The sequence below is a fragment of the Nonomuraea sp. NPDC050478 genome, assembly GCF_044458265.1.
Lineage (GTDB): Bacteria > Actinomycetota > Actinomycetes > Streptosporangiales > Streptosporangiaceae > Nonomuraea > Nonomuraea ferruginea.
This window is the reverse complement of the sequence record NZ_JBITHT010000004.1, coordinates 669,638-691,292: the sequence shown is the minus strand read 5'-3', so window position 1 is coordinate 691,292 and position 21,655 is coordinate 669,638. Positions and strand designations below refer to the sequence as shown.

23 protein-coding genes are annotated in these 21,655 nt (G+C 69.8%); 14 read left to right on the top strand and 9 right to left on the bottom strand.

Features of this window, described 5'->3' with window-relative positions; translation table 11 throughout:
- Nucleotides 1–6: 6 nt before the first annotated feature.
- The 5 genes from urtA to urtE are packed head-to-tail and all read left to right on the top strand — an operon-like array spanning nt 7 to nt 4,488.
- Nucleotides 7–1,224 (top strand): urea ABC transporter substrate-binding protein, encoded by a 1,218-nt coding sequence (gene urtA / locus ACIBF7_RS23130; protein WP_397198118.1) that lies wholly within the window; start codon nt 7–9, stop codon nt 1,222–1,224.
- Complete coding sequence (urtB, locus tag ACIBF7_RS23125; RefSeq protein WP_148033435.1) at nt 1,224–2,072, top strand: urea ABC transporter permease subunit UrtB; 849 nt, start codon at nt 1,224–1,226, stop codon at nt 2,070–2,072. The genes urtA and urtB overlap by 1 nt, the downstream gene beginning before the upstream one ends.
- Nucleotides 2,069–3,088, top strand: coding sequence for an urea ABC transporter permease subunit UrtC (urtC, locus tag ACIBF7_RS23120; protein WP_148033434.1), 1,020 nt, complete (start codon nt 2,069–2,071; stop codon nt 3,086–3,088). The genes urtB and urtC overlap by 4 nt, the downstream gene beginning before the upstream one ends.
- A complete protein-coding gene (urtD, locus tag ACIBF7_RS23115) occupies nt 3,072–3,815 on the top strand; it encodes an urea ABC transporter ATP-binding protein UrtD (protein WP_148033433.1) in 744 nt (247 codons plus the stop codon). The genes urtC and urtD overlap by 17 nt, the downstream gene beginning before the upstream one ends.
- Nucleotides 3,799–4,488 (top strand): urea ABC transporter ATP-binding subunit UrtE, encoded by a 690-nt coding sequence (urtE, locus tag ACIBF7_RS23110; RefSeq protein WP_148033432.1) that lies wholly within the window; start codon nt 3,799–3,801, stop codon nt 4,486–4,488. The genes urtD and urtE overlap by 17 nt, the downstream gene beginning before the upstream one ends.
- A gap of 3 nt (nt 4,489–4,491) precedes the next feature.
- On the opposite strand, the gene ACIBF7_RS23105 is transcribed toward urtE, so the two are convergent.
- Genes ACIBF7_RS23105 through ACIBF7_RS23095 form a run of 3 tightly spaced genes read right to left on the bottom strand, consistent with a single transcriptional unit; the run spans nt 4,492 to nt 6,499 of the window.
- Nucleotides 4,492–5,208 (bottom strand): Mut7-C RNAse domain-containing protein, encoded by a 717-nt coding sequence (locus ACIBF7_RS23105; RefSeq protein ID WP_271277780.1) that lies wholly within the window; start codon nt 5,206–5,208, stop codon nt 4,492–4,494.
- Nucleotides 5,209–5,243: 35 nt separating this feature from the next.
- Nucleotides 5,244–6,224, bottom strand: a complete 981-nt coding sequence (locus tag ACIBF7_RS23100; RefSeq protein ID WP_397198117.1) for a GNAT family N-acetyltransferase — start codon at nt 6,222–6,224, stop codon at nt 5,244–5,246.
- Between the two features lie 29 nt (nt 6,225–6,253).
- The gene (locus ACIBF7_RS23095) at nt 6,254–6,499 is read right to left on the bottom strand and encodes a DUF2630 family protein (protein WP_219549217.1); all 246 of its coding nucleotides are present in this window, start codon (nt 6,497–6,499) and stop codon (nt 6,254–6,256) included.
- A gap of 37 nt (nt 6,500–6,536) precedes the next feature.
- Here ACIBF7_RS23095 and ddaH point away from each other — a divergent pair, with 37 nt between their 5' ends.
- Both ddaH and leuA read left to right on the top strand, forming a co-directional pair.
- Entirely contained in the window at nt 6,537–7,295 is a 759-nt protein-coding gene (gene ddaH, locus ACIBF7_RS23090; RefSeq protein WP_397198116.1) for a dimethylargininase, read from the top strand.
- 164 nt (nt 7,296–7,459) lie between these two features.
- On the top strand, nt 7,460–9,166 hold the full coding sequence (gene leuA / locus ACIBF7_RS23085; RefSeq protein ID WP_397198115.1) for a 2-isopropylmalate synthase: 1,707 nt from the start codon (nt 7,460–7,462) through the stop codon (nt 9,164–9,166).
- Nucleotides 9,167–9,290: 124 nt separating this feature from the next.
- Here leuA and ACIBF7_RS23080 read toward each other — a convergent pair whose 3' ends face one another.
- The 5 genes from ACIBF7_RS23080 to ACIBF7_RS23060 form a co-directional block, all read right to left on the bottom strand.
- Nucleotides 9,291–9,881: a hypothetical protein gene (locus tag ACIBF7_RS23080; protein WP_397198114.1), complete on the bottom strand. Its 591-nt coding sequence runs from the start codon at nt 9,879–9,881 to the stop codon at nt 9,291–9,293.
- Nucleotides 9,878–12,085, bottom strand: a complete 2,208-nt coding sequence (locus ACIBF7_RS23075) for a hypothetical protein (protein WP_397198113.1) — start codon at nt 12,083–12,085, stop codon at nt 9,878–9,880. The genes ACIBF7_RS23080 and ACIBF7_RS23075 overlap by 4 nt, the downstream gene beginning before the upstream one ends.
- A complete protein-coding gene (locus ACIBF7_RS23070) occupies nt 12,082–12,324 on the bottom strand; it encodes a hypothetical protein (protein ID WP_397198112.1) in 243 nt (80 codons plus the stop codon). Before ACIBF7_RS23070 ends, ACIBF7_RS23075 begins: the two co-directional genes overlap by 4 nt.
- Before the next feature lie 307 nt (nt 12,325–12,631).
- Complete coding sequence (locus tag ACIBF7_RS23065) at nt 12,632–12,844, bottom strand: DUF397 domain-containing protein (RefSeq protein WP_397198111.1); 213 nt, start codon at nt 12,842–12,844, stop codon at nt 12,632–12,634.
- The gene (locus tag ACIBF7_RS23060; protein ID WP_397198110.1) at nt 12,832–13,659 is read right to left on the bottom strand and encodes a Scr1 family TA system antitoxin-like transcriptional regulator; all 828 of its coding nucleotides are present in this window, start codon (nt 13,657–13,659) and stop codon (nt 12,832–12,834) included. Before ACIBF7_RS23060 ends, ACIBF7_RS23065 begins: the two co-directional genes overlap by 13 nt.
- A 192-nt stretch (nt 13,660–13,851) precedes the next feature.
- Here ACIBF7_RS23060 and ACIBF7_RS23055 point away from each other — a divergent pair, with 192 nt between their 5' ends.
- The 5 genes from ACIBF7_RS23055 to ACIBF7_RS23035 all read left to right on the top strand — a co-directional run bounded on the left by ACIBF7_RS23055 (nt 13,852) and on the right by ACIBF7_RS23035 (nt 19,532).
- Nucleotides 13,852–14,259: an ATP-binding protein gene (locus tag ACIBF7_RS23055; RefSeq protein WP_397198109.1), complete on the top strand. Its 408-nt coding sequence runs from the start codon at nt 13,852–13,854 to the stop codon at nt 14,257–14,259.
- Nucleotides 14,256–15,089: an SDR family oxidoreductase gene (locus ACIBF7_RS23050; protein WP_397198108.1), complete on the top strand. Its 834-nt coding sequence runs from the start codon at nt 14,256–14,258 to the stop codon at nt 15,087–15,089. The genes ACIBF7_RS23055 and ACIBF7_RS23050 overlap by 4 nt, the downstream gene beginning before the upstream one ends.
- Nucleotides 15,090–15,188: 99 nt before the next feature.
- A complete protein-coding gene (locus tag ACIBF7_RS23045) occupies nt 15,189–16,568 on the top strand; it encodes an MFS transporter (RefSeq protein ID WP_397198107.1) in 1,380 nt (459 codons plus the stop codon).
- Nucleotides 16,565–18,931: a PEP/pyruvate-binding domain-containing protein gene (locus tag ACIBF7_RS23040; protein ID WP_397198106.1), complete on the top strand. Its 2,367-nt coding sequence runs from the start codon at nt 16,565–16,567 to the stop codon at nt 18,929–18,931. Before ACIBF7_RS23045 ends, ACIBF7_RS23040 begins: the two co-directional genes overlap by 4 nt.
- Before the next feature lies 1 nt (nt 18,932).
- The gene (locus ACIBF7_RS23035; protein ID WP_222709061.1) at nt 18,933–19,532 is read left to right on the top strand and encodes a TetR/AcrR family transcriptional regulator; all 600 of its coding nucleotides are present in this window, start codon (nt 18,933–18,935) and stop codon (nt 19,530–19,532) included.
- On the opposite strand, the gene ACIBF7_RS23030 is transcribed toward ACIBF7_RS23035, so the two are convergent.
- Nucleotides 19,529–19,981, bottom strand: a complete 453-nt coding sequence (locus ACIBF7_RS23030; protein WP_222709060.1) for a MaoC family dehydratase — start codon at nt 19,979–19,981, stop codon at nt 19,529–19,531. The genes ACIBF7_RS23035 and ACIBF7_RS23030 overlap by 4 nt on opposite strands.
- Before the next feature lie 157 nt (nt 19,982–20,138).
- On the opposite strand from ACIBF7_RS23030, the gene ACIBF7_RS23025 reads away from it, so the two are divergent.
- Both ACIBF7_RS23025 and ACIBF7_RS23020 read left to right on the top strand, forming a co-directional pair.
- On the top strand, nt 20,139–21,191 hold the full coding sequence (locus ACIBF7_RS23025) for an MBL fold metallo-hydrolase (RefSeq protein WP_397198105.1): 1,053 nt from the start codon (nt 20,139–20,141) through the stop codon (nt 21,189–21,191).
- Nucleotides 21,188–21,640, top strand: a complete 453-nt coding sequence (locus ACIBF7_RS23020; RefSeq protein WP_397198104.1) for a MaoC/PaaZ C-terminal domain-containing protein — start codon at nt 21,188–21,190, stop codon at nt 21,638–21,640. The genes ACIBF7_RS23025 and ACIBF7_RS23020 overlap by 4 nt, the downstream gene beginning before the upstream one ends.
- Nucleotides 21,641–21,655: the final 15 nt, after the last annotated feature.

Genomic DNA, 21,655 nt, shown 5'->3' with positions numbered 1-21,655 from the left:
CTGCTGGTGCGAACCCCCCGCGCCCTCGTCTCCGCGCTTCTCCTCACCACCCTCGCGGCCTGCGGGTCGCCGCCGTCCGGGTCCGGCTCCTCCGCCGGCGCCCAGGACGAGATCAAGGTCGGCGTCCTCCACTCGCTCAGCGGCACCATGGCCATCAGCGAGGTCACCGTACGGGACGCCGAACTGCTCGCCATCGAGGAGATCAACCAGGCGGGCGGAGTCCTCGGCAAGAAGCTGGTCCCGGTCGTCGAGGACGGCGCGTCCGACTGGCCGACCTTCGCCGAGAAGGCGACCAAGCTGATCAGGCAGGACAAGGTGGCCACCGTGTTCGGCGGCTGGACGTCGGCCAGCCGCAAGGCCATGCTGCCGGTCTTCGAACGTTACAAGTCGCTGCTCTGGTATCCGGTGCAGTACGAAGGCCTGGAGAGCTCCCCGAACATCTTCTACACCGGCGCCACCACCAACCAGCAGATCATCCCCGGCCTCGACTACCTGAAGGAGCAGGGCAAGAAGAAGATCTTCCTGGTCGGCAGCGACTACGTCTTCCCGCGCACCGCCAACAAGATCATCAAAGCGTACGCGGCCGCGAACGGGATGCAGGTGCTCGGCGAGGAGTACACCCCGCTGGGCCACACCGAGTACTCCACCCTCGTCAACAAGGTCGTCCAGGCCGGGCCCGACGCCGTCTTCAACACGCTCAACGGAGACTCCAACGTCGCCTTCTTCAAGCAGCTCAAGAGCGCCGGCGTGAGCGCCGAGGCGATGCCGGTGCTGTCGGTGAGCGTCGCCGAGGAGGAGGTCAAGGGCATCGGCGTGGACAACATCGCCGGCCACCCGGTCGCCTGGAACTACTACCAGACCACCGACACCCCGGCCAACCAGGCGTTCGTCAAGGCGTTCAAGGCCGCGTACGGCGAGGACAAGGTCACCAGCGACCCGATGCAGGCCGGCTACAACGCCGTCCACCTGTGGGCCGAGGCGGTCAAGAAGGCCGGCACGACCGAGGTCGAGGCCGTCAAGAAGGCGGCCGGCGGGATCGCCCTGGAGCGCCCCGAGGGCCTGGTCACCATCGACGGCGAGAACCAGCACCTGTACAAGACCGCCCGCATCGGCGTCATCCGGCCCGACGGCCTGATCGAGCAGGTGTGGGACTCCGGCGAGCCGATCAAGCCCGACCCGTACCTCAAGGGGTACTCCTGGGCCGGCGGGCTGGCGGAGGAGTGATGACGGCAGTCGTCAACCAGCTCCCCATCGGGCTGTCCATCGCGGCCGTGCTGCTCCTGGTGGCGCTCGGGCTGACGGTCACGTTCGGCCAGATGGGCGTGATCAACATGGCGCACGGCGAGTTCATCATGGCGGGCGCGTACACCGCCTTCCTGCTCCAGGACCTGCTGCTCGCGCTGCCCGCGGCGTTCGTGGTCGCCGGGCTCATGGGCCTGGCGCTGGAGCGCGGCGCCATCCGCCACTTCTACGGCAGGCCGCTCGACACGCTGCTGCTCACCTGGGGCGTCAGCCTGGTGCTGCAGCAGCTCGCCCGCGACCTGTTCGGCGCCCCGAACGTGCAGGTGCCCGCGCCGTCGTGGCTGTCCGGCGGCATCGGCATCCTCCCGTACAACCGCCTGTTCATCATGGCGCTCGCCGTCGCGGGCGTGGCCGGCATCTGGCTGTACCTCACCCGTACCAAACTGGGACGGCGCACGCAGGCGGTCGTGCAGAACCGGCGGCTGGCCGCCACCAGCGGCATCGACCCCGGCCGGGTGGACATGCTGACCTTCTTCATCGGCTCCGGGCTGGCCGGGCTGGCCGGGGTGGCGCTCACCCTCATCGGCCCCGTCGGGCCCGCGCTCGGCACCTACTACATCGTCGACGCCTTCCTGGTGGTGGTCGCGGGCGGGCTCGGGCAGCTGCGCGGGGCCGTGCTCGCCGCCGTCGGGCTGGGGCTGCTCAACTCGTACGCCGAGTTCTGGTCCGACGCGAGCCTGGCCAAGGTGCTCGTGTTCGCGGCCGTCATCGGCTTCCTGCAGGTGCGGCCACAGGGGCTGGTCGCCCTGAGATCGAGGGCGCTGACATGATCAAGAGGAACCTGCCGTTCGCCGCCATCGCGGTGATCGCCCTGGTCGCCGCCCCGCTGCTGCTGGAGCCGTTCCGGCTGAGCCTGCTCGCCAAGTACCTCTGCTACGCGATCGTGGCGCTCGGCATCGGGCTGGCCTGGGGGCAGGGCGGCATGCTCACCCTCGGCCAGGGCGTCTTCTTCGGCCTCGGCGGCTACTCGATGGCCATGTACCTCAAGCTCAGCGAGAGCGGCGGCGGCCTGCCCGACTTCATGGTGTGGAGCGGCGTGGAGGAACTGCCCGCGCTCTGGGCGCCGTTCGCCAATCCGGTGTTCGCGCTGACCATGGCGGTGGCCGGGCCGGTGCTGCTCGCGGTCGTGCTCGGCACGCTGGTCTTCAGGCAGCGGGTACGGGGCGCGTACTTCGCGATCCTCACCCAGGCGCTCGCCGCCGCCATGGTCATCCTGCTCGTCGGGCAGCAGGGGCTGACCGGCGGCACCAACGGCATGACGAACTTCTTCGAGCTGTTCGGCGCCGACCTGGCCGACGACTCCACCCAGCGGATGCTGTACCTGGTGGTCGCGGGCGTGCTCGGGGTGCTCTACCTGGCCACCCGGCAGCTCGTGAACAGCAGGTTCGGCAGGCTGCTGGTCGCCGTGCGCGACGGAGAGGACCGGGTGCGCTTCCTCGGGTACGACCCCGCCCTGGTCAAGACCGTCACCTTCGCCGTCTCCGCCGGGCTGGCCGGGCTCGCCGGAGCCCTGTTCGTCCCGGTCGTCGGCATCATCTCGCCCGCCCTGCTCGGCGTCGTCCCGTCCCTGGAGCTGGTCGTCGCGGTCGCCGTCGGCGGCCGGCAGGTCCTGGCCGGGGCGGTGCTCGGCGCGGTCGTCATGGGCTACGCCCAGACCACGTTCAGCGAGCAGTTCGCCAACGGCTGGCTCTACCTCCAGGGCGCGCTGTTCATCCTGGTCATGACGCTGGCGCCGAAGGGCATCGCCGGCATTCTGGGGAGGTTGCGCCGTGCTCGAACTGCGTGACGTGCGGGTGGTCTTCGACGGTTTCCACGCCCTCGACGGCGTGGACCTCACCGTGGCCGACGGCGAGCTGCGCTTCCTCATCGGCCCCAACGGCGCCGGCAAGACCACGCTCATCGACGTGATCACCGGCCTGACGAGGCCTGCCGCCGGGCGGGTCAGGTTCGGCGGGTACGACCTGGTCGGCCGGAAGGAGCACCAGATCGTCCGGCTCGGCGTCGGCCGCACCTTCCAGACCTCGGTCGTCTTCGAGGAGCTCACCGTCCTGGAGAACCTCGACCTGGCCGCCTGCTTCAGGAAACCGCTGTGGTCGCTGGCCGGGCGGCGGCGAGGCGTGTCGGACGCCGTCGCGGAGGCGCTGGCCAGGACCGGACTCGAACCGCTCGCCGGCCGTTCAGCCGGTGTTCTCTCCCACGGCCAGCGCCAGTGGCTGGAGATAGGCATGCTGCTGGCACAGCGGCCCCGCCTGCTCCTCCTGGACGAGCCCGTCGCCGGCATGTCCAAGGATGAACGGGACCGTACGGGGCAGTTGCTCACCGAGATCGCCGACGACCACACGGTGATCGTGGTGGAGCACGACATGGAGTTCCTGCGCCGGCACGCCTCGGCCGTGACGGTGCTGCACGAGGGCAGGGTGCTCGTCGAGGGGTCGGTGGAGCAGGTCAGCGCCGACCCGCGGGTGCAGGAGGTCTACCTGGGGAGGAGGCCCAGCGATGCTGTCGGCAAGTGAGCTCGAATCCGGCTACGGCAGGGCCCGGGTGCTGTTCGGCGTCTCGCTCGACGTCGGCCCCGGGCAGCTCGTCTGCGTCATGGGACGCAACGGCGTCGGCAAGACGACGCTGCTCAACACCATCATGGGCGTGCTGCCCGCGACGTCCGGCGCCGTCACCTTCGACGGCCGCGACGTCACCCGGCTGCCCACCCACGAGCGGGCCCGGCTCGGCATGGGGTACGTGCCGCAGGGCCACCAGTGCTTCCCCCAGCTGTCCGTGCTGGGCAACCTGCTGGTGACCATGGAGGCGGCCAGGACGGGCAAGGAGTCCGTCGACTCGGCGCTGGACCTCTTCCCCGGGCTCAAGCCGCTGCTCAAACGCCGGGCCGGGCACCTGTCCGGCGGCCAGCAGCAGCAGCTCGCCATCGCCCGCGTGCTCGTCACCCGGCCCCGGCTGCTCATCCTCGACGAGCCCACCGAGGGCATCCAGCCGTCGATCATCCTGGAGATCGAGGAGGCCGTCGAACGCCTGCACGCCTCCGGGCTCGCCGTGCTCCTCGTCGAGCAGTATCTCGACATAGCGGTCCGGCTGGCCGACCGGTTCGTCATCCTCGACGCCGGCCAGGTCGTGCGCACCGGCGACGCCGGGGACCTGCACGGCGAGGACGTCCACCGGCTCCTCGCGGTGTGACCGTCACCCCGCCGCCCACCGGCGGGCCGACTCGACGATCTCGTCCAGCCGCCCGCCGTGGGCGCCGTGCCAGTAGACCTGGCCGCACTCGCGGCACCGCCCGTACGCGTCGTAGTTGCGCTGCGTGCCCGCCTCCAGCAGCGGCGCCACCTCGCCCTTGGACACCGCCACCAGCTCACCGTTGCAGGCCGTGCACCGCGTCCACGGACGCAGCGGCGGCGCGAACCGTTCCAGCAGGTCACGCAGCTGGTCGTCAGGACGGGACCCGCGCACGTACGCGCCCAGCCACAGCGCCCGGCGGCGCAGCAGCCCGCGGTCCTGGGTGAGCAGCACCCGCCGCTCCGCGTTCGCCTGCGCCACCAGCGACGGGTCGTCCATGTCGTTGTGGTAAGCGGTGTCGAGCCCGAGCAGCCGCAACCGCCTGGCCAGCGTCCCCAGGTGCACGTCCAGCAGGAACCGCTCCTCCGGCAGCGCCTGCGGCCGCGGCACGGCCGCGACCTCCAGCACGTCCCCCGGCCGCGGCACGTACGCCGGCGTCACCGCGCGCCCGCCGGCCGTCATCGGCCCCACCTCGGTCAGCGGGACGCCGGCGGACTCCACGTGGTGACCCAGCGTCGACGACCCGTCGGTGACGATGGGCCGCTGCGGCTCCCGCCGGCTCGCGGGCAGGAACAGCAGCAGCTCCGGGGCGATGCGGAGAAGCGCCGTCCGTTCCGTCACATCACCCATTCTGCCGCGCCCGCGGACAGGCCCGGTCATAGCGGAAGCCGCCACTCGTACCACTCGTCGAGCACCTCGAAGCCCATGGCCTCGTTGATCGCCAGCATGTGCCGGTTCGTGGTGGCGTTCCAGGTGACGATCCGGTCCACCTGCGGCTCGCTCTCGCGCAGCCAGAACAGGTTGGACAGCTTGAGCAGCAGGCCGAGCCGGTGGCCGCGGTGCTCCTTGAGCACCGTCGTGTCGCCCTGGTGACCCCAGCGGCTCGCGCGGCCGGCGTCCAGGTAAATGCGGGTGATCCCGGCGGGCGCGCCGTCGGAGGCACGCCGGGCGAGCATGCTGTAACAGTCTTCGCCGTCCCGCCGCATCCGCTCCTCGGTGGCGCGTATCCGGCCGACCGGCAGCCGCTTGGGCTCCACGCCCGCGTCGCGCGGCGCGTCGTTCATGCCGTCGAGCACCGCCGCCAGCGCGGGCAGCAGGTCGTCGCCGGCCGGGCCCGTCCAGCGCTCCAGCAGGTAGCCGCCGGACTCGGGCATCATGCGGGCGAGTCCGTCCCAATCGGCCGCACCCAGGTCGAGCACGCTGCGCGCCTGCGTGACGGCCACCGAGCAGCCGCGGGCGGCGGCGAAGGCGGATCCCGGGCCGCCGACGAGCGTGGCGCCGCCGATCAGCAGATCGCGACCACCCGCCCGCGCCCGGCCGGCGGCGTGGTCCAGCAGCGCGGTGCCCAGCCCCCGGCGCTGCCGCTCAGGATGGACCGTCAGCGTGAACAGGGTGGCGAGGTGGGTGTTGTCGTACCGGGGGAGGCCCAGCGCGTAGCCCGCGACGACCCGGCCGTCCTCGACCACGGCCCACGCCTCGGCCCGCGACCCCGGCGACCCCTCCAGCAGGTAAGCGCCGAACCGGGTCCGCGACCACAGAGGCCCGGGAATCCCCGCCATGCTCGCCACGTACGTCTCGTAGAGCCCGTTGGCCCGGTCACTCGACTCGATCCGCTGGATCAGCACGGCACCAGACAAGCGCACCTCGTCCGCCCACGCGAACGGTTTTACTGACGGTAGTTCTCCACCTGGCTCGCCGGGCGGCTCGACGCGCCGTCGGGGTCCTCGCCCGCGCCGCGCCGGGCGCGCCGCTGCCGCAGCAGGTCCCAGCACTGGTCGAGCGCCGCCTCCAGCTCGTTGACCCGGGCGTTCTCCTCGTCCGTGGCCAGCTCGCCCGCCATCAGCCTGGTGCGCAGGCCGTGCTCCTCGTCGACCAGCGCCTTGATCCGGTCCAGAATCTCGTCGTCCCGCATAGGGGGACTCTAACTCCCACGTGATAGAACACGCCCTATGGCTGGTCTCGCCCTGGTAAGGAAGCCCGGCCCCCGCATCGCCGAGGGCATCGTCACGAACATCCCGCGCGAGCCCGTCGACCGCGAACTCGCCGCCGAGCAGCACGCCGCCTACGTCGCCGCCCTCGCCGCCGCCGGCTGGCGCCCGGTGCACGCCCCGCCCGCCGACGACCTGCCCGACGCCCCGTTCGTGGAGGACGCGGTCGTGGTGTCCGGCCGGCTCGCCGTACTGACCAGGCCCGGCGCGCCGGAGCGGCGTCCCGAGGTGGACTCCGTCGAGCAGGCCGTACGGGGCCTCGGGCTGAACACGGTACGGATCACGCGGCCGGGCACGCTCGACGGCGGCGACGTCCTGCAGACCGGCGACACCGTGTACGTCGGCAGGTCGGCCCGCACCGACGACCACGGCATCGCCCAGCTCGCCGCGCTGCTGCCCGAAAGGCGGGTGGTGCCGGTCGAGCTGTCCGGCGTGCTCCACCTCAAGTCCGCCGTCACCGCGCTGCCCGACGGCACCCTCATCGGCGACCCCGCGCACGCCCGCCTGCCCGGCCTGCTGGTGCCGCCGGAGGAGGCGGGCGCGCACGTCGTGCCGCTGGACGGGGACACGGTCCTGATGGCGGCCTCCGCGCCGCGCACCGCCGAACTGCTGGAGAAGCGCGGTCTCGCCGTGGTCGCGGTCGACATCTCGGAGTTCGAGAAACTGGAGGGCTGCGTCACCTGCCTGAGCGTGCTCGTCCCCGACGCTCTCAGCATGTGAGATCTTGACCGGTCCACGCCGAGACGTCTGGTAGCGTGATTCGCATGCTGCGCGGGCTCCTTCTTAGCTGCCGCGGCGAGGGCCTCTAAAGGCCGGCTCCCTCGCCGCGGAGCCAGTCATGCGCGTCGGCCGCTTTCCTTCGACCGACACCCAGGAGCACTTCGATGACAGCTCAGCAGCCCAGCCGCATGCCGTTCCAGCGCTATCAACCCTTCGAGCCGATCCGGCTGACCGACCGCACCTGGCCCGACCAGGTCATCACCAAGGCCCCGCGCTGGTGCGCCGTCGACCTGCGTGACGGCAACCAGGCGCTGATCGACCCGATGGACTCCCACCGCAAGCTCCAGATGTTCGAGCTGCTGGTCCGGCTGGGCTACAAGGAGATCGAGGTCGGCTTCCCGGCCGCCTCCCAGACCGACTTCGACTTCGTACGGCAGATCATCGAAGAGGACCGGATCCCCGGCGACGTGGTGATCCAGGTGCTGACCCAGGCCAGGCCCGAGCTGATCGAGCGCACCTTCGAGTCGCTGCGGGGCGCCAAGCAGGCCATCGTCCACCTCTACAACTCCACCTCCACGCTGCAGCGTCGGGTGGTGTTCGGCATGGACAGGGAAGGCGTCACCGCCATCGCCGTCGAGGGCGCCAAGCTGGTCAGGAAGCTGGCCGAGGCGAGCGACGTCGACGTCTACTACCAGTACTCGCCGGAGTCGTTCACCGGCACCGAGCTGGAGTACGCCGTCGAGGTGTGCGACGCGGTCAACGAGGTGTGGCAGCCCACCCCCGACCGCAAGGTGATCATCAACCTGCCGGCGACGGTCGAGATGGCCGGCCCCAACGTGTACGCCGACCAGATCGAGTGGATGCACCGCAACCTGAAGCACCGCGACTCGATCATCCTGTCGCTCCACCCGCACAACGACCGCGGCAGCGCCGTGGCCGCCGCCGAGCTGGGCTACATGGCCGGCGCCGACCGCATCGAAGGCTGCCTGTTCGGCAACGGCGAGCGCACCGGCAACGTCTGCCTGGTCACGCTGGGCATGAACCTGTTCTCCCAGGGCGTCGACCCGGAGATCGACTTCAGCGACATCGACGAGATCCGCCGCGTCGTCGAATACTGCAACCAGCTGCCCGTCCACCCCCGCCACCCGTGGGGCGGCGAGCTGGTCTACACCGCCTTCTCCGGCTCCCACCAGGACGCCATCAAGAAGGGCTTCGAACACCTGGAGGCCGACGCCGAGGCCGCGGGCGTCCCCGTCGACTCCCACACCTGGGCCGTCCCCTACCTGCCCATCGACCCCAAGGACATCGGCCGCACCTACGAGGCCGTCATCCGGGTCAACAGCCAGTCGGGCAAGGGCGGCGTCGCCTACATCATGAAGACCGACCACCAGCTCGACCTGCCGCGGCGGCTGCAGATCGAGTTCTCCAAGGTCGTGCAGGCCCGCACCGACGCCGAGGGCGGCGAGATCACCCCGGCTGACATGTTCGCCATCTTCCAGGACGAATACCTGCCGACGCCCGGCAACCGCTGGGGCCGGCTCGGCCTGATGGCCCACCGCCACGACTCGACCGTCGACGAGAAGGTCCGCCTCAACGCCGACGTCCGCGTCGACGGCGAGATCCGCGAGATCGAAGGCGTCGGCAACGGCCCCATCTCCGCCTTCATCGACGCCATCGGAGCCGCCGGCATCAAGGTACGCGTCCTGGACTACGTCGAGCACGCGCTGAGCGCCGGCACCGACGCCAAGGCGGCCTCCTACATGGAGTGCGAGGTCAACGGCGCGGTGCTGTGGGGGGTCGGCATCGACGCCAATACCACCACCGCCTCCCTCAAGGCCATCATCTCCGCGGTCAACCGCGCCTCCCGCTGACCGTCTTTACCCGCGCCGCCCTGCATGATCTGCGGGGTTCCGGTGCCCGGCATACCGCCCACAAGGCTCGATGCCTCTTTCTCGACCGCGCCTCTGCTGACCATGGGGGTGCGGTCGAGGTGTTTTATTTGGTGTTGAGTTCGCAGTTGTGTATTTCCGCGTAGCGGTTTTGGGCGATGCGCATCAGGTCGGTCAGGTCTTTCATGGCGTCTCGGCCTTTGGTGATCTTAGGTAGCGAAATATCGATCAAGCGTTGTTTGTCTCCGCAGCGGAACTTCGCGCTGACTCGATACGGCTGGTCATTGATCGGAGGGTCAGGCATGTACGCGGCCATGCCGTCACCGAGGTCAGTGGATAGCGCAACTCCGCCATACCTGCTGTAGACTTTTCGTCTGTCATTCATAAGAAAATCAAGGTGTTCGCTGGGCATTCCAGGGCCTTCCTTCATCCACCACACATCGAGGGCCTGTGCGTCGGAGTCTGGAGCCCGACAGTTCCCGTTCCTCTCATTGCCAGATGTTCTCTCGACGAGAGGTTCAGCGAAGTCGCTGGCAATTCGAAATGCATGCTCTGGAATAAGCATGCAGATATATGGAGAAGAATCAATGACAGGCTCGAGAGCCGGGGAAGATTCTGAGGCGTCGTTAGTCTCTGGGGTGCAGGCTCCGGCAAGCAATGCCAGAGTTGCCAGAGCAACAATAAAGGCAGTTCTCATTCGTTACCTCCGGCGGGAGAGGGAACTTTGAGATTGAGGTAGTCGTTCACATCGTTAGTTGTGCGGAAGGTATTTCGGAAGCTGGTGTACAGATCTTCGCTTCCACCGGCTGTGCGACTCCATTTGAGAAAGTCGCTGTACTCCTGCGAGCTCATGTCGACGAAGGGCTTCAACCTAGGTGGAATGCCGGCAATGAATGTCTGCTCCTCCAAATTAAGTCCATCGAGCATGCCCTTGCCCAACATGGCTGAGGCAAGCAACTGTTCCGCAAGCCTATCCACTGCCAATCGGTTTTCTGCTAGCGTTCGATGCGTCTCATCGAGGCTGGGCACCTGCTCGGACGCCCGTTGGGCTACTTGTCGGGACAGCTCGTCATATGCGACTTCGGCGAGCTTTTCGTAGCCCTTGCCGATCAGCTCACCGAACGCTCCGGCGGCGAGCGTGCCAACGTGCCTGGCCCCCGGTACCGGAATCAGACCTATCGCGTCACGTACCATGGCTTTCAGCTCTTCGTCTGTCTTCTTGTCGTCCAGCCCTTGAGCGATAAGGACCTGTCGGCGAATCTCTACTATGAACCCGAAGCCACGTGCTTCCGCCAAGGTTCGGTCCTTAAGGAACTGCAGGATGTCGTCCCGGTCGACCTGCCCGTTCTCGTTCATGTCGAAGTGCTCGATCTCGGCCTTCGTGAATCCGAATCGCTCGGCGTTGGAAGCGTTGACCCCGATCGGAGGCACGGTGGCGAGTGCTGCTCGCATGTGTTCCGTCTGTGCTCTTGCCAGCGCCTCGAATCCCTTGTCATGGGAAGTAGCCACTACCAATGCGTAAGCCATGTCCTTGGCCTTGACCTCGTAGAAGGACGCATTGTTCAGCGTCAGGTTCGAAATCTCGTCCACGTTGGCAGCGACTGCTCGCGCCATCGGGTAACTCAGCGGAAGGTATAGATCGAACGCTTCCCTGTTTCTGATTTTCAGGTTGCCGTGAGAATCGGTACCGAATGCGTCACGCACTTCGTTGGACACGATTTTCATCATCTCGGAGGCCAGTTTCTTGCTGGTCTCGTCCTGCCCAGTTGTCGCCGTGATCAGCATGCCGTTGATCGGCTCGTAGTCGTCCAGGTACTGGGAAGCACCCCACCGGGTAGTAAGCAGATACTCCAGCACCGACTCCCCCCACCCCGGCGGAGTGTGATCCAGCAGAGCATGCGATGCCTCCCGGCTGGACTTCGCCGCATGGAACAGGCTCTCCACCATCGACGAGGGCTTCTCGGTGATCGGATCCTTCGCAGATACTCCCCACCTCAACAGAGCCCCGAGGCCGAGCGAGCCGGCGAGATCGACGATGGGGACCTGTGCACCGCCGAAGGCACGACCCAGCGCATCGTTGCTCGCCGCCCATGCGTCCTCACGCTGCTCGCGCTCGTAGACGATCACATCCCGCCCGACGACCTCCATGAACTCCTTCGAATACGGCGGCTCCCCGTCGTGAGCACGCCAGATGAGCGCCAGAGCCTGGTAACCCAGGTATGCCCCGCCGCCCGTACCATGCTGAGCCCGCCCTTCCCTCACCAACTCCTCCAGGAAGTCGTCCCCCTGGTACGTGGAGTTCTTCCGGTTGGTCCCCTTGGCCAGGATGGAGCTCAGCGTGGTGAGGACGTTCCGCCCCGAGATGGAGAGCCGATTCTTGCGATCGATGTCCCCGCGCGCCACGGCGTCGCGCAGCATCGTCGCGAGTGAGCCGGACATTCGCGTCACACCCCGGGCGCCGATCGTGCCGAGGAACGCCTTCACGAACTCCGAGTCCCCCGTACGTGACGCGTACTTCTCCAGGTCCGCCAGCGCCTTGTCGTCCCCGTCGGCCACCTTCGAAGCCGCCCGCCCGGCGAGCGTCCCGTCCAGCAGGGCCTTGGCGTCATCCAAACGGTCGGGCATCTCCACGAAGCTTCCGGCGGGAGTGCTCCTGCCCAGAGACACCCTCTGCCGCTGCAACTCGTGGGCGAGGTTCTGCCGCCGTCGCAGGTCGTCGGCCTGCGTGGTGACCCGTCGGGCCAGCTCACGCAGCCGCGCCGCCGGTGCGGTGTCGAGCCCGGCGCCCTGAAGCTCGCGGTGGAGCGCCTGCGCCAGGGCCTCCAGCCGCCCGGCGGCCTCGGTGTGCTTGCCCGCCATCAGGTCGAACTCGGCCCGCTTGACCCCGCTGAACCCGCTCATGGCGTGACCGGGATCGAGGCCAGCTTCTGGTTGGCGCTGCGCACGGCCTGCGCGAGCATCGCCTGCAGTTCCCGCTGGTCGGCGCGTACCTGGGCGTCGAACCGGGTGCCCGCAGGCCCCACCCACGCGTCGCACTCCATCAGACGGCAGGAGTGGGTGAGCGCCCACCAGTGCTCGTCCGACAGCCGCCGGATCCGCTCCGCCGCGGCCCGCATCGCGTCGCGATCGAGGTCAGCCACGATGATCCCCCCGTACGGCTCGCTCCACCAGAACCAGATCAGGAGGCGGCGTCCCCCATGTCGTTCAGACCGTAATCAACAACGCGTCAACAGAACAAGCGAAACAACGGTGAAAGTACGAGTGCGCGCGAGATCTGCCAGGGAATGTACGGCTTTGCTAGGTAAAACGGTGGCTGCCGCGTCACGGTGAAGAGAGGTCGCGCAGCAAGAATCGACCGAGATCAACGTCCTGAAAACAATGAAACCCTGGCCGTGATCGTTGAAAACAACGGAAAAGGCCAGGGTGATCAGGCACTCAGGATCATGTCTAGTCGAACTCGCCATCCTTCACGCCGCTGATGAATGCGGCCCACTCGCCGAGGGTGAAGATGAGGGCTGGTCCGGTGGGGTTCTTGCTGTCGCGGACCCCCCGGCGGCCGCCGGAGAGTTCGGCCACTTCGACGCAGTTGCCGCCGTCGGGCCCGGATCTTGTGGACTTACGCCACACGGCTGTGTCGAGTTCTCGCGTCAGCTCGTCCATCGCTGCAGCGTCTCCTTGATCAGCTCTAGGGATTCACGACGGGACAGTGCTTCAGAGCGAATCCCTTCATATCTGTATGTTAGGACGCTTACGTCCTCTGGTCGCTCTGTCACTCGGCTCATAACCCCAGCGGATTCGACATAGGCCGTGTCGAAGACGCCATGTGCCTGCGCGATGGCGAATCCTCCTGCGAGCCCGGTCGTGGAGTAGGCGTTGAGAGGAAGGACCTGAATCGTGGTCCGAGGGGTCCCGCCGGCTTCGAGGAGGCGGGTGAGCTGTGCTGACATGATGGCGGGGCTGCCGATCGGGCGATGCAGGACCGCCTCGTCGATCACGGCCCACAGCAACGGCGGCTTGGGGCGTCCGAGGATGGTCTGACGTTCCATGCGGGCGACCACCTGCTCCTGGACCTGCTCGGGTGTCACGCCGACATCGCCGCTCAGCACCGCCCTCGCGTAGTCCTCCGTCTGGAGCAGCCCAGGCACCACCAGCGGCTCCCACGTCCGGATGGCCTCCGCCGTCGCCTCCACGTCCAGCCACGGCCGGAACCACGGCGGTGCCGCCGCGTGACTGACCATCGGCCAGAGGCGCATCAGCGCGCCCTCCGCCTCCAGCGCCTCGTCACAATGACGGGCGAACTCCTCCGTCGGTGACCGCCTGGCCGTCTCGATCATGCTGATCGTCCCGACGGAGTAGGACACCGCCTTCGACAGCCGGATCTGCGACCAGCCTCGGGCTTTGCGGTAACGCCGCAGCTCGAACCCGAAGAGCGCGGTCGGCGAATCGGCGGGGCACAGCTCGCTTTCCTTGGGCACCTGACCTCCCGGGGGGCTGCCGCCGCGTTTCAACAGCCCTTTCATTGAAACGGTTGATGGCACAGTGCAGTCAATTGACTACTGATCGTAGTCAATATTTGGGATGGTGGGAAGGTCGATCAGGGCTGAGTTCTCCGAATGGGTGAAGCAATGAAAACAGCGGGGGCCAGAGTGGTCGGTTCGATTCGGTTGATGTGCCTTCGGGAATCCGTCTCGTACGCCCACGCGCAGGTCCGCGGCTGGCTGGGAGGTGACCATCCTGCCGTCGACGATGTCGTGCTCGCGGTGTCCGAGCTCGTGACGAACGCCCTGCGGCACTCGGACGCCCGGCCGGGAGACTTCATCGGCCTCACCGTGAGCGACGTGGGAGGGCTGGTCCGCGTGGAAGTCCGTGACCCCGGTTCGGCGTTCTCCGGGCCGTACGTCCGGCAGGAGCCGGAGGCAGAGGACGGCCGAGGATTGCTGATCGTCCGCGAGATCTCCCAGGACTGGGGGATCGGTGAGCATGGACGCGGGCTGGGTCGTACGGTCTGGTGCCTCATCCCGGCAGACGCGCGCTCCCGGGTCCGAGGGTCGCGCCGTGACATCCTGATGGGATGAGGATCGCGGTGACCGGGGCGACCGGGCATATCGGTGGCGGGGTGGCGCGGCGGCTGGCCGGGGCCGGGTCGGAGCAGTTGCTGCTCGTACGGGACGCGAACCGGGCGCCGAGGCTGCCCGGGGCGGAGGTCGCGGAGGCGGAGTTCGGGGACCGTGAGAAGGTGCGCAGGGCGCTGCAAGGCGTCGACGTCGTCCTGATGGTGTCGGCGTCGGAGTCCGCCGACCGGCTGGAGCGGCATTTCGCGTTCGTCGACGCCGCGGCCGAAGCGGGCGTCCGGCACCTCGTGTACACGTCGTTCGCCAACCCGGGACCGGACGCCGCCTTCACGCTGGCGCGCGACCACTGGGCCACCGAGGAGCGGATCCGCGCCTCGGGGATGGCGTTCACGTTCCTGCGCGACAACCTGTACGCGGACTTCCTGCCCGACATGGCCGGGGAGGACGGGGTGATCCGCGGGCCGGCGGGGGAGGGCCGGGTGGCGGCGGTGACCAGGGATGACGTGGCCGACGTGGCGGCGGCCGTGCTGGGGGATCCGGCCGCGCATGAAGGAGGCACGTACGAGCTGACCGGGCCGGAGGCGCTCACGCTCGCCGAGGTGGCGAAGATCCTGACCGAGGCGACCGGGCGTGAAACCAGGTACCACGCCGAGACGGTCGAGGAGGCGTACGCGTCGCGCGCCTCGTACGGGGCGCCCCGGTGGCAGGTGGATGCCTGGGTGTCGACGTACACGGCGATCGCGGCCGGTGAGCTGGAGCGGGTGACCGAGGACGTGGCGCGCGTGGCGGGACATCCGGCGACGGGGCTGGGGGAACTTCTCCGCCGAGGCTGACCACCGAGATAGGCGACGGCCGAATAGTGAACGTTGCGTTTCTTAGCGATGGCGCTTACTCTCCTTAGAGAACGACTCGTTCTCTAAGGAGGTGGCGGGATGGTCGTCGTCCTGACCGGGCTGATGCTCTGCATGCTGCTCGGCGCGCTCGATCAAACGATCATGACGCCCGCGCTGCCGTCCGTGGCCGGCGACCTCGGCGGGCTCGACCAGATGCCCGCCGTGATCACCGCCTACCTGGTGGCCGCGACCGTCGTGATGCCGGTGTACGGCAAGCTCGGCGACCGGTTCGGCCGCAAGCCGCTCATGCAGGTCGCCATCGTGATCTTCGTGGTGGGCGCGGTCCTGTGCGCCACGGCCGCGAGCATGCCGCAGTTCATCGCGTTCCGCGCGGTGCAGGGCGTCGGCGGCGGCGGGCTGATGATCGGCGCGCAGGCCGTCATCGGCGAGGTCGTCAGCCCGCGCGAGCGCGGCCGCTATCTCGGGCTGATCGGGGCCGCCTATGTGGTGGCGGCCGTCGGCGGGCCGCTGATCGGCGGGTTCCTCATCGACAGCGCCGGCTGGCGGTGGATCTTCGCCATCTACCCGCCGCTGGGGCTGCTCGCCTTCGTCGTGCTCACCGCCACGCTCAAGCTGCCCAGGCCGGAGTCGCGCGCGCCCGTCGACATCGCCGGAGCGGTCACGCTCGGCCTGGCCGTCGTCGGCGTGGTCATGCTCGGCCAGACGAGGAACCCGGCGTTCCTCGCCCTGGCTGTCCTCGCCGTGCCGGCCTGGCTGGTCACCGCCCGCTACGCGACCGACCCGATCCTGCCGCTCCGGCTGTTCAGGGACCGGGCGTTCGCGGTCCCGGTGCTGATCAGCCTGCTCATCGGGTTCGCGCTCTTCGGCACCCTCACGTACATCCCCGCCTACCTGCAGATCGCCCACGGCGCCTCGGCGACCGGGGCCGGGCTGCTGGTCACCGCGCTCATGGCCGGCGTGCTGACCACCACCGTCGTCTCCGGCAGGCTCATCACCAGGACCGGCCGCTACAAGCGCTACCCCGTCGCGGGCACCGCGCTCGCCGCGGCCGGGCTGGCCGTGCTGCCGCTCGCCGCCGGTGACGCGGCCGCGCTGGCCGGCGTGCTGGCGCTGATCGGGCTCGGCGTCGGGCTCGTCATGCAGGTGATGGTGCTGGCCGCCCAGAACGCCGTCGCGTACGCCGATCTGGGCACGGCCACCTCGTCGGTGACGTTCCTGCGCCAGATCGGCGCCTCCGCCGGCGTCGCCCTGGTCGGCGCGCTCATCACCTGGCGCTTCGCCGGCGGCATGCCCGGCGCCGGCGCCCCCCTGGACACCGCCGCGCGCGCCGCCTTCGCCGAGGCCGTGCCGCCGGTGTTCGCGGCCATGTCGCCGCTGCTCGGCGTGGCCTTCCTGCTCGCGCTGGCGCTGCCCGCGCGACCTCTCCGCACCACCGCTCACGCACAGGAGACCTCATGACACTCGTCGTCCCCCTGAGCTCGTTCCGCCGCGGCGACCTCGCCCTCGCGGGCGGGAAGGGAGCCAACCTCGGGGAGCTGATCGCCGGCGGCTTCCCCGTCCCCGCCGGATTCGTGGTCACCACCGCCGCCTACGACCTGGTCGCCGCCGGTCACGCCACGCGCGCGTACTTCGAGAAGCTGGAGATCCCGGAGACCCTGCGCGGGGCGATCCTGACCGCGTACCGGGAGCTCGGCGGCGGGCCGGTGGCGGTGCGCTCCAGCGCCACCGCCGAGGACCTGCCGGGCGCCGCGTTCGCCGGGCAGCAGGACACCTACCTCAACGTCGTCGGCGAGGACGGGCTGATCGACGCGGTCCGGCGCTGCTGGGGCTCGCTCTGGTCCGAGCGCGCCGTCGCCTACCGCGACCGGCTCGGCCTCGACCACGCCGAGGTGCGCATCGCGGTCGTCGTGCAGCGCATGGTGGCGGCTGAGGCGGCGGGCGTGATGTTCACCGCCGACCCCGTCACCGGCGACCGCGGGCGGCTCGTCGTCGACGCCGGCACCGGGCTCGGCGAGGCGGTCGTGTCCGGCCTCGTCACCCCTGACCACTACGTGCTCACGCCGCGGGGCGAGATCGCCGAGTTCGCGCCCGGCCGCCGCGAGGTGGTCGTCCGCGCCCTTGCGGGCGGCGGCGTCAGCCACGAGACCGGCGACGGCGCGCCCGCCGAGCGGCTGCCCGGCGGCGTGCTGCGCGAGCTGGCCGGGCTCGGCACCGCGGTCGCCCGTCACTTCGGCCGCCCCCAGGACATCGAGTGGACGTACGCGGGCGGCGAGGTCAGCCTCGTGCAGGCCCGGCCGATGACCGCGCTGCCGCCGCCCCCGCTCGGCAAGCTCGGCCCGATCCGCCGCAAGCTCGGCACCGTCCTGATGGAGTACTTGCCGGTACGCCCCTATCCGATCGACATGTCCACCTGGGTGCCGTACGGGCCCGCCGGGCTCATGGCGCAGGTGACCCGCAACTTCGGCCTGCGGGGGGCGTTCGACCACTTCATCGAGGAACAGGACGGCGTCGCCTACCGGCTGGTGCCGCCCCGCCCGCACCCCTCGGCCAAGCTGCTCGTCGCGCCGTTACTGATCTTCGCCAAGGCCCGCCGGTACGATCCCGCCCGGTGGAGCGGCGACCCGCGCTTCCAGCGCTACCTCGACGACGTGCGCGAGCTGACGAAGCTCGACCTGGCCGCGCTGCCCTGGCCGGAGCTGGTCAGGACGCCGCGCAGGGTGCTGGCCGCCGTGCGGCCCGTGGCCGGCCTGCGCACGGACTACCTGCCGCGCAGCGGGCTGTCGCTGCTGCGGCTGCGCGCCGCGCTCAAGCTGCTCGGACGTACGGACCTGTTCGGCGCGCTGATCGCCGGCGCCCGCACCCGCACCAGCGACGCCAACCGGGCCCTGGAGGAGCTCGCCGAGGAGGCCAGGACCACCGGCGCGCTCGCCCGGGACCCGATGCCCGAGGCTTTCCAGGCGGCGCTCCGGGAGTTCCTGGCCGAGTACGGCCACAGGGAAGGCGCCAGTCCGCTCCTGGTCACCCCGCCGACCTGGGCCGACGGACCCGAGACCGTGCTCGACCTGATCAAGGTGCTGGCGGCGGAGCCACCCCGGTCCGAGCCCGGCGACGACGCGATGGACCGGCTGCTCGCCCACCCGCGGCTGCGCGGCGCCCGCAAGCGGGACAAGATGGTCCGCAAGGTGCACGCCGCCCGCGCGGGGATCGCCTTCCGTGAGGACAGCCACTTCTCCTTCACGATGCCGCTGCCCGCGCTGCGCCGGTCCATCGTCGAGATCGGCCGCAGGCTGCGCGACGCGGGCGTGCTCGACGCCCCCGAGGACGTCTTCCACCTCAGGCTGGAGGAGCTGGAGGCGATCGAGGACGTGACCGCTCTCGGCGACGAGCAGGGCCGGCGGCTGCGCGCGAGCGCGACCGCCCGGGCCGCCCGGCGTGAGGAGCTCGCCGGCGTGCGGCTCATCGACCCCCGGGCCGTCTTCCCGGCCCGCGACGCCGGTGACGCGCTCGTGGCGGGCACCCCCGCGAGCGCGGGCACCGCCACCGGGCCGGTCAAGGTGGTGCGCGACCCGTCGGAGTTCGGCAGGCTCGAACCCGGTGACGTGCTGGTCTGCCCCTACACCAACCCGTCGTGGACGCCGCTGTTCCAGCGGGCCGCCGCGGTGGTCGTCGACACCGGCGGCATCACCTCCCACGCCGCGATCGTGGCCAGGGAGTACGGCATCCCCGCCGTCATGGGCACCGGCGAGGGCACCTCCCTGCTGGCCGACGGGCGGCAGGTCACGGTCGACGGCGGCTCCGGTGTGGTGGTGGAGGCTCGGTAACATGGCTGAGATGGTCACCGACCACCGCAAGCTGCCCCGGCGCCGGGGCGAGGAGCTCGCCGCCGCCATCTACCGGGCGACGCTCGACGAGCTGGCCGAGAGCGGCTACGCCAAGCTCACCATGGAACGCGTCGCCGAGCGGGCCAGGGCGAGCAAGGCCTCGCTCTACCGCCGCTGGCCCACCCGCGTCGCGCTGGTCATGGACTCGGTCTACCACTCGCTGCCGGCCCTGTCCGACGTCCCCGACACCGGCAGCCTGCGCGACGACCTGCTGACCGTGCTGCGCGGCACGGCCGACATCCTGTCCGGCCCGGCGGGCGAGGCGATGCGCGGGCTGCTCTCCGAGGCGCTGCGCGACGAGGCCAGCGCCCGCACCTTCAAGGAGAACTCGCAGGGCGCGGGCCGCAAGATGATGGCCGAGATCGCCCGCCGCGCCGTCGAGCGCGGCGAGATCTCCGGGGACGCGGTCACGCCGCTCCGCCTCGACACCGGCCAGGCCCTGCTGAGGCAGCACTTCCTCTTCCAGGGGCCGCCCATCCCCGACCGGCTCGTCGTCGACATCGTGGACGAGGTCCTGGTGCCGCTGCTGACCCGGAGCTAGGCGGCCGGCCGCCTGTGGAACAGGGCGCTGCGCACCACCCGGCTGACCAGCTCGTCGCGCTGGTTCAGGCCCCGGTGCTCCAGCTTGACGATGCCCTGCGTGGGGCGTGACTTCGACTCCCGGGCGTCCAGGATGGTCGACACCACGCGGATCGTGTCGCCGTGGAAGACCGGGGCCGGCATCTCGACCACCTCGTAGCCGAGGTTGGCCACCGTGGTGCCCAGCGAGATGTCGGTCACGCTGAGCCCGATGACCAGCGAGAGCGTGAACAGGCCGTTCACCACCCGGGTGCCGAACTCCGAGTCCTTGGCGAACTCCTCGTCCAGGTGCAGGGGCTGCGGGTTCATCGTCAGCGTGCTGAACAGGACGTTGTCCGATTCGGTGACGGTTCTCCTGATCTGGTGCTCGATGACCAGTCCGGGGGTGAGTTCCTCGAACCACAGGCCCACTGCGGCCTCCTCTGCCTAGAACTACGAACGAACGATCGCTAGTATAGCGTCACGGTCAGTGTTCCCACGCGGAAGGGACCGCTATCGTGAGACGAACGATCGATTGTTCGGAGGTGTTGGCGCTGAAGCACGACTGCACGCCGGTGGGGCGGGTGCCATGAGACGCGCCGAGCGGGTCGACGACCCGGACCGCCACTCCTGGGAGGAGCCCGGCGTCTACCAGGTGGCGCCGGGCGTGCACCGGGTCCCGCTGCCGATCCCGGAGGACGGGCTGCGCGCGGTCAACGTGTACGTGCTGGAAGGCGAGCACGGGCTCACCCTCGTCGACGCCGGCTGGGCCATGCCCGAGTCCCGGGCCGTGCTCGGCGACGCGCTGGAGGCTCTCTCGTACGGCGTGGACGACGTGTCCGAGATCCTGGTGACGCACGTGCACGTCGACCACTACTCGCAGGGCGTGACCCTGCGCGGCGAGAGCGGCTGCGGGCTGCGCCTGGGCGAGCACGAGCGGCCCTCGCTGGAGGCGCTCGGTTCCGGCGACGAGATGGAGGGCGCCACGCAGCTCGCCCAGCTCCGCCGCCACGGCGGCGAGGAGGTCGTGAGCGCGCTGGACGCCATCGGCTACGGCACGGGCTCGGACCCGGCCAAGTGGGAGCCGCCGGACGAGTGGATCACCCACGGCCGCCTGTTCCAGGCCGGCCGCACCGGGCTGCGGGCGCTGCACACCCCGGGGCACACCCGCGGCCATGTCGTGTTCGACGACGCCGGGCACGGCATGCTCTTCACCGGCGACCACGTGCTGCCGCAGATCACCCCGTCGATCGGGTACGAGAGCAGGACGGGGGCGCTGCCGCTGCGTGACTTCATGGACTCGCTGGGGGCCGTGCTCGACCTGCCCGACCGGCTCATGCTCCCGGCGCACGGGCCGGTGCGCTCCAGCACCCACGCGCGGGCGACCGAGCTGCTGGCCCACCACGAGCAGCGCCTGGACGCCTGCGCGGCCCTGCTGGACGGGCGGCCGCGCACCGCGTACGAGGTCGCGGGCGGGCTGGGATGGACCAGGCGCGAGCGCCGGCTGCGCGACCTCGACCCGGTCAACCGGATGCTCGCGGTCTGCGAGACCGCGGCGCATCTCGACGTGCTCGCGGCCGACGGCCGCTGCGGGCGGACAGAACAGGGCGGCGTCGTCCGCTACCTACAGGAGGCATCATGAGCAGCGCGCTCACCGGATATCCCGAGACCGGTCAGAAGATCAGCACCGCGGCGATCACCATCACCGAGTCGCACGTGGTCTCCTGGGCCTCGCTCACCGGCGACTGGCTGCCGATCCACACCGATCGGGAGTACGCCGCGCGCAGCCGGTTCGGCGAGCGGATCGCGCACGGGCCGCTCACGCTCGCCATGGCGCTCGGGCTGAGCACGCGGAGCCAGGTCATCGACGGCGATCGGACGACCGCCTGGCTCGGGCTGAACGACCTGCGCGCGCTCGCCCCGGTGCTGATCGGCGACACGATCAGGGCGGTGGTCGAGGTGACGGAGGCGCGTCCCGCCAAGCGGGAGGGACAGTTCGTGGTGACGCTCTCGTACCGCGTGGTGAACCAGCGCGAGGAGGACGTGATGACGTTCACCAGCATCCTGCTGATGTCCGCCGAGGCGCCGTGACCCGGCGCTGAGAAC

Excerpts from the sequence above, each read along its gene's own strand:
- urtB (WP_148033435.1), top strand. The coding sequence starts at position 1,224 with ATGACGGCAGTCGTCAACCAGCTCCCCATCGGGCTGTCCATCGCGGCC.
- ddaH (WP_397198116.1), top strand. The coding sequence starts at position 6,537 with ATGGCTGGTCTCGCCCTGGTAAGGAAGCCCGGCCCCCGCATCGCCGAG.
- ACIBF7_RS23025 (WP_397198105.1), top strand. The coding sequence starts at position 20,139 with ATGAGACGCGCCGAGCGGGTCGACGACCCGGACCGCCACTCCTGGGAG.
- ACIBF7_RS23095 (WP_219549217.1), bottom strand. The coding sequence starts at position 6,499 with ATGCGGGACGACGAGATTCTGGACCGGATCAAGGCGCTGGTCGACGAG.
- ACIBF7_RS23075 (WP_397198113.1), bottom strand. The coding sequence starts at position 12,085 with ATGAGCGGGTTCAGCGGGGTCAAGCGGGCCGAGTTCGACCTGATGGCG.
- ACIBF7_RS23050 (WP_397198108.1), top strand. The coding sequence starts at position 14,256 with ATGAGGATCGCGGTGACCGGGGCGACCGGGCATATCGGTGGCGGGGTG.
- ACIBF7_RS23055 (WP_397198109.1), top strand. The coding sequence starts at position 13,852 with ATGTGCCTTCGGGAATCCGTCTCGTACGCCCACGCGCAGGTCCGCGGC.
- urtC (WP_148033434.1), top strand. The coding sequence starts at position 2,069 with ATGATCAAGAGGAACCTGCCGTTCGCCGCCATCGCGGTGATCGCCCTG.
- ACIBF7_RS23080 (WP_397198114.1), bottom strand. The coding sequence starts at position 9,881 with ATGAGAACTGCCTTTATTGTTGCTCTGGCAACTCTGGCATTGCTTGCC.
- ACIBF7_RS23020 (WP_397198104.1), top strand. The coding sequence starts at position 21,188 with ATGAGCAGCGCGCTCACCGGATATCCCGAGACCGGTCAGAAGATCAGC.
- urtE (WP_148033432.1), top strand. The coding sequence starts at position 3,799 with ATGCTGTCGGCAAGTGAGCTCGAATCCGGCTACGGCAGGGCCCGGGTG.
- ACIBF7_RS23065 (WP_397198111.1), bottom strand. The coding sequence starts at position 12,844 with ATGGACGAGCTGACGCGAGAACTCGACACAGCCGTGTGGCGTAAGTCC.
- leuA (WP_397198115.1), top strand. The coding sequence starts at position 7,460 with ATGACAGCTCAGCAGCCCAGCCGCATGCCGTTCCAGCGCTATCAACCC.
- ACIBF7_RS23035 (WP_222709061.1), top strand. The coding sequence starts at position 18,933 with ATGGCTGAGATGGTCACCGACCACCGCAAGCTGCCCCGGCGCCGGGGC.
- ACIBF7_RS23040 (WP_397198106.1), top strand. The coding sequence starts at position 16,565 with ATGACACTCGTCGTCCCCCTGAGCTCGTTCCGCCGCGGCGACCTCGCC.
- ACIBF7_RS23045 (WP_397198107.1), top strand. The coding sequence starts at position 15,189 with ATGGTCGTCGTCCTGACCGGGCTGATGCTCTGCATGCTGCTCGGCGCG.